The 13328-nt window shown below is 52.7% G+C and carries 9 protein-coding genes; 4 read left to right on the top strand and 5 right to left on the bottom strand.

Annotated features, from left to right (window positions below; translation table 11 throughout):
* The 4 genes from QZ725_RS07560 to QZ725_RS07575 form a co-directional block, all read right to left on the bottom strand.
* On the bottom strand, nt 1–2119 hold a 2119-nt coding region (locus tag QZ725_RS07560), incomplete at its 3' end, for an autotransporter domain-containing protein (protein WP_293778066.1).
* Nucleotides 2120–2496: 377 nt separating this feature from the next.
* The gene (locus QZ725_RS07565; RefSeq protein ID WP_293778068.1) at nt 2497–4755 is read right to left on the bottom strand and encodes an ATP-dependent DNA helicase; all 2259 of its coding nucleotides are present in this window, start codon (nt 4753–4755) and stop codon (nt 2497–2499) included.
* Nucleotides 4756–4808: 53 nt separating this feature from the next.
* The gene (locus tag QZ725_RS07570; protein WP_293778071.1) at nt 4809–6470 is read right to left on the bottom strand and encodes a VRR-NUC domain-containing protein; all 1662 of its coding nucleotides are present in this window, start codon (nt 6468–6470) and stop codon (nt 4809–4811) included.
* A 57-nt stretch (nt 6471–6527) separates the two neighbouring features.
* Nucleotides 6528–6725: a hypothetical protein gene (locus tag QZ725_RS07575; RefSeq protein ID WP_293778073.1), complete on the bottom strand. Its 198-nt coding sequence runs from the start codon at nt 6723–6725 to the stop codon at nt 6528–6530.
* Nucleotides 6726–7264: 539 nt separating this feature from the next.
* On the opposite strand from QZ725_RS07575, the gene QZ725_RS07580 reads away from it, so the two are divergent.
* The gene (locus QZ725_RS07580) at nt 7265–7540 is read left to right on the top strand and encodes an outer membrane beta-barrel protein (protein WP_293778076.1); all 276 of its coding nucleotides are present in this window, start codon (nt 7265–7267) and stop codon (nt 7538–7540) included.
* Nucleotides 7521–7853 (top strand): outer membrane beta-barrel protein, encoded by a 333-nt coding sequence (locus tag QZ725_RS07585; protein ID WP_293778079.1) that lies wholly within the window; start codon nt 7521–7523, stop codon nt 7851–7853. Before QZ725_RS07580 ends, QZ725_RS07585 begins: the two co-directional genes overlap by 20 nt.
* Before the next feature lie 316 nt (nt 7854–8169).
* Here the strand turns inward: QZ725_RS07585 and QZ725_RS07590 are convergent, their stop codons facing one another.
* Nucleotides 8170–8736, bottom strand: coding sequence for a TetR/AcrR family transcriptional regulator (locus tag QZ725_RS07590; protein WP_293778081.1), 567 nt, complete (start codon nt 8734–8736; stop codon nt 8170–8172).
* 221 nt (nt 8737–8957) lie between these two features.
* Between QZ725_RS07590 and QZ725_RS07595 the strand changes: the two genes are divergently transcribed.
* Both QZ725_RS07595 and QZ725_RS07600 read left to right on the top strand, forming a co-directional pair.
* Nucleotides 8958–10094 (top strand): efflux RND transporter periplasmic adaptor subunit, encoded by a 1137-nt coding sequence (locus QZ725_RS07595; RefSeq protein ID WP_293778083.1) that lies wholly within the window; start codon nt 8958–8960, stop codon nt 10092–10094.
* A gap of 29 nt (nt 10095–10123) precedes the next feature.
* The gene (locus tag QZ725_RS07600) at nt 10124–13273 is read left to right on the top strand and encodes an efflux RND transporter permease subunit (RefSeq protein WP_293778085.1); all 3150 of its coding nucleotides are present in this window, start codon (nt 10124–10126) and stop codon (nt 13271–13273) included.
* Nucleotides 13274–13328 lie beyond the last annotated feature (55 nt).

Here is a 13328-nt window from a genome sequence, read left to right on the forward strand (position 1 = left end):
TTCCGTAAGCAGAAACGACATGCGAGTCGATATTCGCCCGCTGGGTGGTACCGCTCAGGTCGGTATTGCCATTGACCGATGTCTTGGCATAACCGTAAGCCACACCAAAGCGTGCACCAGGCGAGACGTCAGCATCCGCACCGAGTGCCAGACCCCATGTGTCGGCCTTGAATCCTGCCGCTCCGCTACGGTCGTTTTGGTCGGCTCGGGAACCAAAGACCTTGCCCCAGCCATTTTTGTTCGACAGCTCGTCACCGGATGACATCCCGCTTGTCCCGATGATGCCGTTACGTTGCTGAACCAGATTCTGGAAGGTGGAAAGCGCCCCCTGGATAGCCTGATTACCTGAAATGACGGGCAACGTTTGCGCAGTGGCCCTTGCCACATCTCGGTTCTTCAACCGACCAAGCGCAGTAACGACGGTACCCATGTCACCGGTTGCGCCATTGTGGATTTGCGTGTCCAGGACAGTCGCCGCGCCCGATGCGGAAGAATATCCATACTGACTCGTGGCATTACGAACACCATCACTGACGGCTTCAACGACGAGGTCAACCGTGTCGAGATTGGTGACTGCACGGAAGTTGAACAGAGCGGAATTGTCCATCACCTTAAAGGTGGTGGCGTTCAAGGTAACGGCACGTACGATGCCAGACAGCTTTTGGTCTTTGGCGAGCGTGTTGATGGTGGCAACATCCACGGTAAGGTTGGCATCGTCATTAAACGACGCCACGCCCTTGACGTTCAATTTCCCATAACCGTTCGCGCTAGCGCTTGTCGCACCGATACCCAAGGTTTGATTGGCAGACTGTGTGTAGGTATCGAGTGTCAAAGTGCCGGCAGAGACGGTCGTATTGCCGGCATAGCTGTTGCCACCTGCGATAGTGAGTTCACCGGCGCCCAGCTTCGTCAGCCCACCCGTTCCGTTCAAGAGGCCTGCTGTCGTGATGCCGACGTTGAATCCATTGGTATCGAAATACGCGCCTTCATTGCCAATCGACATATCCGAACTAGCAAATTGGTAGAAAAAATCGTTTTGGTTATTTGTTGCTTGCAGAATACCGCCGTTCCAATTGAATCTGGCGATACCGAACATAGGCTTCGCTAGGTAAGCGGTGGAGAGGGTGCCGCGTGCGGTACTGGTGCCGTCAAGATATACGGTGCTGCGACCGCCTATGTTTCCATCTTGTCCAAGTCTGACTGAGCCAGCGACAACTTTTCCGCCGTCGTCAATTGAAAGAACACCCTTGCCAAACTTACCAACATTAAGCGCGCCAGTCATTGATAAGAGTGAGCCGGAGCCCTTGACGGTTAGTGTTCCCTCAGCAGTTGACTCTTCGGCAAGAATGACGGAACCACTGCTCACTTTTCCGCCATTTTCAATAAGCAGAGTGCCATTCCTCTGGTAGCCAATGGTGAATGAGCCAGTGTTAGTCCAGACCGAACCTGGTCCCCTTACTGTGGCTGAACTATCATTGTTTGTAGTTAAACTGGCAGTGTCGCTAATCTCCACTCCCATAAATACATACCGACTATGAACTGCGCCGCCATCTTCAATATTTACGGTGCCACTACCGAAATTGCCAATGTATAAGTCCGTTGCACTTACAAAGGCAGAGTTTTGCCCAATCACATTTAGGGTACCCCTACCAATTCCGAAAGTCCCTAAATTTAAATCAGCCCCGATATTAACTTTGCCGCCATTCGTGACAGTCACGGTGCCCGTTCCTTGATTTCCGATGGTCATGCCCAATGCGTTCGTCCAAGTTGCATTCGGACCTGACACAGTGACAGTTCCTTCACTTCCAGCAAGTCTGGCGATATATGTAGTTGGACTATAAACACTACCTCCGTCTTCGATATTTAGTTTGCCGGAACCGTAATCTCCGATATAGAAATTAAAACCTTCAACAACCTGTTGTGAGGTTACTGTTTCAGTCTCACCATTATCGATAGTGCTTGGGACTGCATACGCTAATCCAACTGATAAACTCAAAGCGCTAGCCGCGCAGACCTTGCTGATTGAGCTTCCGGTTTTACCCGCGCTGCGTGTTTTCTCAGAGGTGACTTGCCAGGTGCCTGTGCGGCGATTGAAAACGGACTTGAAGCAGAGGTTCATGAAGATAATTAGTTACTAGTCGTGTCTGTCGGACTTACCGACGATTCCTGACAAGCGCCTCAGAACGCACCTTGTGTCGGAATGGGAAGTAAGCAGGAATATTTCGCGGAAGAAATATGACATGGCCAGTTTTATGGCGCATCACTGAAACTTGTTAGTTTTTGTATTTCTAAGGGCGTCGATGTACTAATTACTAAAATACGAGTTGTACTCATGCCTGCTTTGGCGCGACAGCCGACCTGCCTCACCATCAAAACGCTTTACAAATCGGCCAGCTATCTCCCGCCGCAATTTGAAAGTTTTGTCCACCACTCGCATGTTATTTGTGTCCTTGGATTTGCTTTTTCCATGTTGTGGCAACTATGAGTAGGAGTGTTTTACATACCCCACCATACCGGCAACAACCTCAGCACCTTCTCCCTCCCGAATCGATCATCCATCAGGTGCACCACACCCTGATCCTGCTGCGTGCGGATCACGCGTCCGGCTGCCTGTACAACCTTTTGCAGCCCCGGATACAGATACATGTAGTCATAGCCATTACCAAAGATCATCTGCATACGATGTCGCATCTGTTCGTTGATCTCGTTGATTTGCGGTAGGCCGAGCGTGGCGATGAAGGCGCCGATCAGACGAGTGCCTGGCAGGTCTATACCTTCTGCAAATGCACCGCCCAGGACGGCGAAGCCGATGCCTTTTCCCTCCGGCGTAAAGCGATCAAGGAATACCTTGCGCTCGTCCTCCGCCATGCGGCGCGATTGCTGCCAGATCGGGATGTCGGGATAGCGTTCGATGAACAAGGTGCAGACCTTGTGCAAATAGTCGAAGCTGCTGAAGAAGGCGAGGTAGTTGCCGGTTTGTGCGTTGTACTGCTGCGCGATCAAATCGACAATGGCGGACAGCGAGTGGTCGCGATCCTGATAGCGGGTGGAAATCGTGTGGGCGATGTGGACGGAGAGCTGGTTTGCTTTGAATGGCGAATCGACCTCGATCCAGGCAGTGTTGTCAGGCAGGCCCAATGTGTCGGCGTAGAAATGCCAGGGACTGAGCGTGGCTGAGAAGAGTGTCGATGCGTGGGCAGAAGTAAATCGCTGCTGCAGAAACGGTGCGGGGATCACGTTGCGCAGGCAAAGCCGGCCCTCCTTGCGACCGCCTTGTGCGCTGGTCTTGGTAATGTCGAACAGAGAATGCTCACCAAAACATTCAGCCAGACGTGTGAAGTGCAGGGCATCAAAGTAGAAGCGCTGCAGGTCTTCATGCACGCCTTCCGGATTATCTGCGATGAAGTCGGCGATGTCGGTGCTGGCTTGCTGGAGCGCGAATAAAAACTTGCTGTTGATCTCTGCGTAAACCTGATAGTCGCCGGTCTGTTCGACGTGCAGGGCCTGCCATTGTCGATTAAGGCGATCAAGAGCAGACTTTAGTGACTTGGGTGCTTCCTGCCGCACGAAGCGAAACTGCTGTTGATCCAGCTCGGCTGAATACATCTTGCGTGCACGTTCGAGCATGTTGTGCGCTTCGTCAATCAGCAGGCTGACGCGCCATTGATTCTCGATCGTCAACGCGTACAGCATGGCGGTGGTGTCGAAGTAATAGTTGTAGTCACCGATGATGACGTCACTCCAGCGTGCCAGCTCCTGACTGAGATAGTAGGGACAGACCTGATGGTCAAGTGCGATGGTGCGCAGGCTGGCCTGATCGAGGTTACCGACATTGACTGCTGCCTGCCGCGCCCGACCGACGCGATCATAAAAGCCCTTGGCCAGCGGACAAGACTGGCCGTGGCATGCCTTGTCGGGATGCTCGCAGGATTTGTCTCGGGCGACCAGTTCCAGCACACGTAAAGGTAAGGAAGGTTGATGCTGTCGGATCAGGTGAATTGCATCCAGCGCCAGCGCACGGCCCGAAGTTTTGGCGGCGAGGAAGAAAAGCTTGTCGATCTTTTGCGTAGCGCTGGCCTTGAGCAAAGGGAAGATCGTGCCGATCGTCTTGCCGATGCCGGTCGATGCCTGCGCCATCAGGCAACGCCCTGTAACGACTGATTTGTAGACGGCCTCTGCCAGTTGCCGCTGGCCTTGCCGAAAATCCGTATGCGGAAAGGTCAGGGTCGTCAGCGCCGCATCCCGCGCAGTGCGATGCTGCCCCTCTTGCTCTGCCCAGGCGATGAAGGCCGCGCATTGCTGCTCGAAGAATTGTTGCAGCATGCTTGCGGTGCAGGTTTCGATCAGTGCCGTTTCCTTCTGCGTATCGATGTCGAAGTAGATCAGCGCGGTCTCGATCTCGGTAAGGCCGCGCGACTGACACAGCAGCCAGCCGTAGATACGCACTTGCGCCCAATGCAGGTGGCGATGGTTGTCCGGCATCTTTTGCAGATCGCCACGGAAGGTTTTGATTTCTTCCACACGATTGCGTTTGGGATCATAGCCATCGGCACGGCCGCGCACGTGGAGTTGCTTGTAGTCGCCGCAGAGACTGACTTCGGATTCGTAATGCTTGGCACGGCGCGAGGTGACGGTGGCGTGACCGGCAATGCCTTCCAGCGCGGAGGGCGAGGGCGTGAAGCGCAGGTCGAGATCGCCCTGTTTTGCCGTGAACTCGCATAGAGCGCGTACGGCGACGGTGTAGGTCGGACTCATGCCGTCATCCGTTGCGCCGTCCCTTTTGCGGACTTTTGTATCGCTTACGCTGCTCATGACGCTTCTTCCCATTGCACGTAGCAGACGGCAACCGGCATTGCATGCGCGACGCAGTAATCCAGCCAGCGGATCTGATTGTCCTGCAGACGATCACCGGGGCCTTTTACTTCCAGCATGCGATAGCGATTTTCTTGCGGCCAAAACTGAATCAGATCGGGAAAGCCAGAGCGGTTGGATGGAATGTCTTGCAGGATGCGCTCGAACCATTTTTTCAGATGCGCAGCGGGCAGGCAGGTCAGTGCCAGCGTCAAAAGCGCTTCATCGATCGCATTCCAAAAAACGAAAGGGGACTGAATGCCGTGCTTGGCATGAAAGGTTTGCAGAATCGTGTCCCTATACGCATCGTTGTCGAGTTGTCTCAGGCAGGTAGCAAACAGGTCGGCGCGGCGCGGGTAAAAGTCGGGGCTGTGCAGATCGGCCGGACCTTGGTGAAACGGATGGAAGAATGCGCCGGGCAATGGCGCAAAGATCGCTTGCCAGCACAACAGGCCGAACAGCGAATTGATCAGTGTGTTTTCGACATACAGCGTCGGTGCCTGTTCGCAGGAATAATGCGTGCACACCAGATGTTCGACGCTGGCGGATTGCGTGGGGCAGGGCAAGGTCAGGTCGATGCGTTCAATTGCTGTACGTTTAATCGGCAGCGGTTTGGCGAGACCAATTTTTTTGGTCAGACGTGGCAGGATACGCAGCAAAGCTTGTTGCTCGGCCTCGCTCTCTGGTGTATGACTGGCGAGCTGCGCCAGCGCATAGGCGTCGTCAATATTTCCACTGCGTTCAAGCACACGAATCTGGCGCAGCCTTGCCTCGGGATAGCTGCATTGCCGATAGAGGTCCAGAGCGGTATCGCTTTCGCCGCGGCGTTCGTACTGGTAGGCGAGTTTGAAAAGCAATTTGTTGCGCCGACCTTCGATCCATGGATTGGTGAAAGCGATTGAGGGAATGTCGCGCAGGATATCGTCCAGCGCTTCACCCTGATCGAAGCGTTCGCGACAGCGGTGCAAATGCAGAGTGTCATCCACATCCTGCCGCGACATGAACCCGCGCGCGGCAGACGAAAATTCGACTTGTTCGTAGCGATAGATGCCCAGATCAGACAGCACAAATTCTGACCAGTTTTGATATAGGTTACCGAAGAACATCAGGCGCAGTCGTTCGCACCAATCGGCAATCCGTATCTGGTAGATGCTGTCTTCCAACTCGCTGGCCCACACCGAGAACGGTCTGGAATCTGCAAACGCAGCATGTACTTGCTCAAGCAGTTCGGCTTTGCGTAGCGACTTGGCGTGCGCGTTAAAGTCGAAAGTGCTGATAACTTCTGCTTTCTTGAGCAGGCCGAATAGGTCATCAATGCAGATCAAAGGATCGTGCACCAGCCAGCCTTGTTCGATCAGTGGCTGTACGGCGGCATCGAGGCGGCCAATCTCTGCATAACAAAGTTTGCTACGCCGAAAAAGCGTGCCTTTTCGCATGACCAAGCGCACCAGCAAAGCCTGCGACGCTTGCGGCAGTGTGCCAAAGCAATCGATAAACGCCTGCTCCTCGGCAGTCAACAGATCACTGTAGCGCTGGGCGATCCAGTCCAACACACGCTGGAAGTTATCTAAATAATAGAATGGATTCGGTAAACAAGATTTAGCAAGAACCGAGGCCATGTCTATTCAACGGTAATACTGGAATCAGCAAACTTCGCTTCTTAACAGACGTTCGAATCATTCGACGACAGAGTGACGTGTCAATCCAAGCGAGCATTCAGGCAGTAAGACCAATGCATCTGAAATCGGATCTCTTTTCAGATCTATAGGTTGATTGCCATGCAAAACATAAAAGGCATGATGTGCTTCTCGTGTGCTAAAACCGTGAGCGAGCAACGCGAGAATCCAGAGTTTGTGCCAAGTTGAATCATTCATGAATCACCTATCAATCACTGCGTGGACTCCAAAACAAAATAGTCCAGCTTGATAGGATTATACTGTATATAAAAACAGTATATGAATATGTTCTTTAGTAGACAGCAAATTAGACTTGTACGCTCGGATTGACTATAAGCGTCCGCTATCGGCCAGAAGCAGACATTTATTCGAGCACCAAAAAGCCCGACGATGCCGGGCTTTTTGCATTTGCACTTTATCTGTGCGCACTCTGTTACGAAGTGTTTTACGATCGCGTCGCGACCTGTGCTAGGCAGTAGAAATTGGATCAGTTCGAGAGAGTCAATTTAGCGAGCAAATCTACCGATATAGTGGTCGTACTGGTCGCTAAGGCCGTAAGCAGGAAATGGCAGGCCGGAAATCATCGAGCAGGTTTTGGCTTGCTAAAAAATGGTTTCATTTAAAGCAATAAATCACATCGCGCTCCAAATTGGTGCTAAAAATACGCGACTCAATGGGTAGCGGCGACCATTATGCCGTCTTGCAACTTTGTCGTAATTCGATTCAATGGAGTAAAAATGAAAAAACAGATGTTAGCGGTGTTGGTTGGTGCTGTGATGGGACTGCCGGCAATGGCTTCCGCGCAAAACGTGTACGTAGGCCTCAATGCGGGGAAGGCAACGCAAAAAGCCAAGTTTGAAGGCATCACCGCAAAAGACGACTTCACCAGCTATAAGCTCTATGGTGGCTACAACTTTAACAACAATTTTGCTATCGAAGGCGGCTATGCGCACTTGGGGACCTTGAATGTATCCTTCACGACGCCTGGTTTTGTTGACGATTTCCAAGCTTAAGGCTCGTTCCATTTATCTGGCGGGTGTTGGTACGCTGCCAATTAATGAGCAGTTTTCGTTGTTTGCCAAGGCAGGTTTATCGGCGAATCGTCTAAGTGTTAGCTGGAAAGAAAATGGCGTATTCCAAGGTACTGAATCGAAAAAGCGTACTTCGCCAATGTTCGGTTTTGGTGCGAAATATAACTTGTCCAGATCGTGGTCGGTTGTTGCCGAGTATGAAAATTACGGCAAAACAGTCAAAGAAACTATCGGTACAAATGATGTTCAGCTGAAAACGCATGCGTTCTCGTTGGGCGCACGTTACAGCTTCTGACACAGACAAAGAAGCATTCCTTTAGCCGGCGCTAGCCGGCTTTTTGTTTTGCACCTATCGTGATGAATGAAGTCTTTGGCGTTTTAGCTTTCAAACGGAGAACAAATGCTTGCAAGATGATTGATCGGTCTCATTGTCATCATGTCAGGGATCGCAACCCATGAGTTTGCGGCCTCCGTTTCTAGTTGCCTTAAGAAAACAGAAAGCCACCCCGTTTCGTTTGAATCGCCCAGAGTTTATTAGACACGTCTATATCGGCATGTCCGCTTTGGGTTGATGCCGAATTTCTGATATTGGCTAAATCAGCCACCTATAACTACGTGCTGATACCTTTGGTGAACGAGAGTTCTACGATCTGTGCTATACCTGCGCGAGGTACACGGCCCCGACGTTCGGCATCGATTAAGCCAATCATGATGGAGTAGAAAAGTTCAGTCATCGCTGCTGCACTTATATCGATACGGTATTTACCTTCTTGCTGCGCTTTCAAGAAGAAATTGTCTAAAGTGCGTTGTCCCTTTACCCATGTTTGATCCGGATGAGATTCGTGTAAAAACTCCGGACGCCAGTAGTACATCAAAAAAACATGAATTTCCTTATGCTTAAGGTGGCATTCAATTAATCGTTGCAACGCTTCCTGAGCAGAATCTTGATCCAATTTGGCATCTGCAAGCGACTGAGCATACAAACCACCAGCGTGTTTCACGAGACGCTCGATCAGTTCGTCACGGGTGCGGCAAAAGCGATAAAGCGTCGCTTTGCTGACGCCGATTGCCTTTGCCAGCTCCATTAAAGTCGCCCGCGGATGATCGACCAGCGCCAAAGCCAGTGCGGGCAGATAGCGTTCATCCGACTCTGTGGGAGAGACGTTTTCTTTTTCCATGAAATACATCCTGCATTGAATTCAGGGCGCCAGTGTACTAGCCGTAGGGTCAATCTCCACAGCTTGATTACAAATTAAAACATTTTAGAATTTTATGAATCACTTATGATTCATTTGTTTGTTAATGATATCATTAGGTGCTTTTATGATTTATTGATCAATTTCACCGAAAGTTGCACATGAGACCGCTCACAGCTCCCAAGCATTTAATGATTCCTTTGATGTTTGTCGTCGCTTTAACGAGTGCTTGTGGCAACAAAAAGGAAGCAGGCGAGCCTCTAGCAAAGTCGGTGGAAATCATTGAGGTACAACCTCGCGCGTTTACAATTTCGTCCGAGTTACCTGGCCGCGTCACGCCTGTGCGTGTTGCAGAAGTACGTGCGCGGGTTGCCGGTATCGTGCTGAAACGCGAGTTCGAAGAAGGCGTAGATGTAAAGGCGGGCGATGTTTTGTTCCGTATCGATCCGGCACCGTTCAAGGCCGCACTGTCGCGTGCGCAAGGTGAATTGGCCAAGTCGAACGCTGCTGCATTTGATGCCGAAGCGATTGCCAAGCGCTACCGTTTGCTGGTCGAAATCGAAGCGGTTAGCCGTCAGGATTATGACTCTGCGGAAGCGACGCTGAAGAGTGCACAAGCTGCGCAAATCTCGGCACAAGCCGATGTAGAAACGGCCAAGCTGAACCTCGAGTACGCAACCGTACGCGCCCCGATTTCCGGTCGTATCGGTCGTGCCATGGTGACGGAAGGTGCGTTGGTCGGCCAGGGCGAAGCGACGCCATTGGCCACGATTCAACAGTTGGATCCGATCTTTGTCGATTTTACGCAATCGATTGGTGATGTGCTGCAAACACGCGAAGCGTTGGCAGATGGTCGACTGGCGAAGAGCAAGGATGGTGGCGCAGCGATCAAGGCCAAAGTCGAAAACACCAATTATGTCCGCGAAGGCAGTTTGCTGTTTTCCGATATCGGTGTCGATCAGACCACCAATCAAGTCACGCTACGCGGTCGCTTTCCGAATAGCGACAACGTCTTGCTGCCAGGCATGTATGTACGCGTGCAGACCGAGCAGGGTGTCGATGAGCAAGCCATTCTCGTACCGCAACGTGCCGTTGGTCGCAGTACGGACGGCAAGCCACAAGTTCTCGTCGTGAATAAGGATAACCTGGTGGAAGCACGTCTGGTGCAAACCGGCGCCATGCATGGCAGCGAGTGGCACATCATCAAAGGCTTGAACGCAGCCGATCGCGTCATCGTCGGCGGTAGCGCACATCCCACTGACAAAGTGACCGTTCAGGCACCGAAACCGGTTGCCACTGCCGCCGCTCAGGATTCGCAGCAGCCTCAGCAAAAACAATAAGCCGCGCGCGTACGTACTAGAGGATTTTCATGCCTAATTTCTTTATTGCGCGTCCCAACTTTGCGTGGGTCGTTGCTATCTTTATTGCGCTTGCAGGCCTGCTCGCAATTCCTTCGTTGCCGGTCGCTCAGTTCCCGGTGGTCGCACCGCCGCAAATCACGATCACCGCGATCTATCCCGGCGCTTCCGCCAAGGTATTAGTCGAGAACGTGACCAATGTGATCGAAGAAGAGCTGAATGGTGCGCGCCATCTGTTGTACTTCGATTCGACGAGCAATTCCAACGGCATGGCCGAAATTACCGTGACCTTCGAGCCGGGCACGAATCCGGATCTGGCACAGGTCGACGTGCAGAACCGTATCAAGAAAGCCGAAGCACGTTTGCCAGCTGCCGTGATGCGACAAGGTTTGCAGGTCGAGCAGGCCAATGCCGGCTTCCTGATGATCTATGCGTTGACCTATAAAGGCGATGACTCGCAGAAGGAAGAGGTCGGTCTGGCCGATTACGCGACGCGTAACATCAACAACGAGATTCGCCGCGTTAAAGGCGTGGGCAAGGTGCAGTACTTCGGTTCCGAAGTTGCCATGCGCGTCTGGCTGGATCCGAAGAAGCTGCAAGGCTATGGTCTTTCCGTTACTGAAGTGAATGCGGCTGTCGCTGCGCAAAATGTACAAGTACCGGCAGGCAGTTTCGGTGCACGTCCGGGTTCTTCCGATCAGGAGTTGACTGGCACGCTGATCGTGAAGGGCACTCTGGATACACCGGAAGAATTCGGTCGCATCATCCTGCGCGCGAATCGTGATGGTTCGTCCGTACGCTTGTCAGACGTGGCGCGTATCGAAGTCGGCCAGCAGGATTACAACTTCGAAACACGTTTGAACGGTAAGAAGTCAGTGGCGGGGGCGGTACAGCTAGCTCCGGGTGCAAACGCGATCGAAACCGTAAAAAATGTGAAAGCACGTCTGGCCGAACTCTCGGTCAACTTCCCCCCAGATGTGGAAGTTTCGGTGCCGTATGACACCTCGCGGTTTGTCAGCGTCGCCATTGAAAAGGTTATTCATACCCTGATCGAAGCGGTCGTGCTGGTCTTCCTTGTGATGTTCCTGTTCCTGCAGAACATTCGGTACACGCTGATTCCGACGATTGTCGTTCCTGTTTGTTTGCTCGGAACGTTTGCGGTGATGTCCGTGCTCGGCTTCTCGGTCAACATGATGACCATGTTCGGTATGGTGCTGGCGATCGGTATTCTGGTCGATGACGCAATCGTGGTCGTAGAGAACGTTGAGCGCATCATGGCGGAAGAAGGTTTGTCGCCGAAAGAAGCGACGATCAAGGCCATGAAGCAAGTCTCAGGCGCCATCGTTGGCATCACGCTCGTGCTGTCGGCCGTATTCATTCCGCTGGCATTCATGAGCGGTTCGGTCGGCGTGATCTATCAGCAGTTCTCGCTGTCACTGGCTGTCTCGATTCTGTTCTCGGGTTTCCTTGCGCTTACACTGACGCCAGCCTTGTGCTCGACCATTCTGAAACCGATTCCGAAAGGGCATCACGAAGAGAAGAAGGGATTTTTCGGCTGGTTCAACCGCAAGTTCGGCAAGTTGACCGACAAGTACGTTGGCCTGAATGGCAAGCTGGTCAAGAAGAGCGGTCGCTACATGCTGATCTATGTCGGCATCGTCATGGTGCTGGCGTTCTTCTATGTGCGTTTGCCGGAATCCTTCGTACCGACGGAAGATCAGGGTTACTTCATCGTCGATGCACAGTTGCCGCCTGGCGCGACGCATGCGCGAACCGATGCCACGATTCGCGAGATGGAAGAATTCCTGATGAGGCGTGGGTCCATGGATAATGTTTTTTCGGTCATGGGTTTCAGCTTCTCCGGCATGGGTCAGAACGCCGGTATCTTGTTCCCATCATTGAAAGATTGGTCGGATCGTAAGGAGACAGCTGAGCAGGAAACGGCTGCCATGAACGAAAACTTCGGGGCCGTGCGTGACGGTACGGTGATGGCCGTGATGCCGCCGCCGATCGAAGGTATGGGTAACGCAGGTGGTTTCTCCTTGCGTCTGCAGGATCGCGCGAACCTCGGACGCGAAGCACTCGTGAAAGCGCGTGACGAGTTGCTGGCCAAAGCCAATTCGTCCAGCATCATTGCTTACGCCATGATGGAAGGCTTGCAGGATGCGCCGGAATTACGTGTCGATATCGATCGCCAGAAAGCGGAGGCTATGGGTGTGAGTATCGAAGCGGCGCACGATGCTTTGTCGACAGCATTCGGCTCGGCCACCGTCAGCGACTTCTCAAATGACGGTCGTCTGCGTCGTGTAGTCGTGCAAGCCGATGTGAAGGCGCGTATGACGCCCGAAAGCGTAAATGGCTTGAATGTGATCAACAACCAGGGTTTGCAAGTGCCATTCAGCTCCTTCGTCACTACCGTGTGGCAAAACGGACCTGTTCAGCAATCGCGTTACAACGGCTATTCAACCTTCAAGATCGCTGGTGATGCAGCGCCGGGACACAGTACCGGTCAGGCGATGGCTGAGATGGAACGCATCATCGGCGAGCTGCCTGATGGTATCGGCTATGAATGGACCGGCTTGTCGTATCAGGAAAAGCTAGCTGGTGCACAAGCCCCATTTCTGCTGACCTTGTCCATTATCGTGGTCTTTCTGCTGCTGGTAGCTCTGTATGAGAGCTGGTCGATTCCTATCTCGGTCATGCTGATCGTGCCGGTCGGTGCGCTGGGCGCGATTCTCGCGGTCACGATTCTGGGCATGCCGAACGATGTGTATTTCAAGGTCGGTCTGATCACGATCATCGGGCTTGCGGCGAAGAACGCGATTCTGATCGTGGAGTTCGCGAAGGATCTGCGTGCGCAAGGGCATAGCCTAATGGAGTCGGCATTGGAAGCAGCGCGTTTGCGTTTTCGTCCGATTCTGATGACTTCATTTGCGTTCATTCTCGGTGTGGTACCGCTTGCGCTGGCAACAGGGGCGGGTGCGGCAAGTCAACGTGCACTTGGTGTTGGTGTCATCGGCGGTATGTTGAGTGCAACAGCGCTTGGCGTGATTTTCGTGCCGATCTTCTTTGTCTGGGTGCTCACGCGTTTTTCCAGGTTCGGGAAGAACGATGAGGGCAGCATCGAGAAAAGTGCGGAACCACAGGTGCCGGAGCAATGAGCATGAAAAATAACTTGATTAGTCCGCAACGCAAGTTGCACAACGGCTTGACGCT

This window comes from uncultured Oxalicibacterium sp., assembly GCF_913776015.1.
Taxonomy (GTDB): domain Bacteria; phylum Pseudomonadota; class Gammaproteobacteria; order Burkholderiales; family Burkholderiaceae_D; genus Oxalicibacterium.

What these genes read in the sequence shown, in the direction of transcription:
- QZ725_RS07565 (WP_293778068.1), bottom strand. Translation starts at nt 4,755, where the DNA reads ATGAGTCCGACCTACACCGTCGCCGTACGCGCTCTATGCGAGTTCACG.
- QZ725_RS07570 (WP_293778071.1), bottom strand. Translation starts at nt 6,470, where the DNA reads ATGGCCTCGGTTCTTGCTAAATCTTGTTTACCGAATCCATTCTATTAT.
- QZ725_RS07575 (WP_293778073.1), bottom strand. Translation starts at nt 6,725, where the DNA reads ATGAATGATTCAACTTGGCACAAACTCTGGATTCTCGCGTTGCTCGCT.
- QZ725_RS07580 (WP_293778076.1), top strand. Translation starts at nt 7,265, where the DNA reads ATGAAAAAACAGATGTTAGCGGTGTTGGTTGGTGCTGTGATGGGACTG.
- QZ725_RS07590 (WP_293778081.1), bottom strand. Translation starts at nt 8,736, where the DNA reads ATGGAAAAAGAAAACGTCTCTCCCACAGAGTCGGATGAACGCTATCTG.
- QZ725_RS07595 (WP_293778083.1), top strand. Translation starts at nt 8,958, where the DNA reads ATGTTTGTCGTCGCTTTAACGAGTGCTTGTGGCAACAAAAAGGAAGCA.
- QZ725_RS07600 (WP_293778085.1), top strand. Translation starts at nt 10,124, where the DNA reads ATGCCTAATTTCTTTATTGCGCGTCCCAACTTTGCGTGGGTCGTTGCT.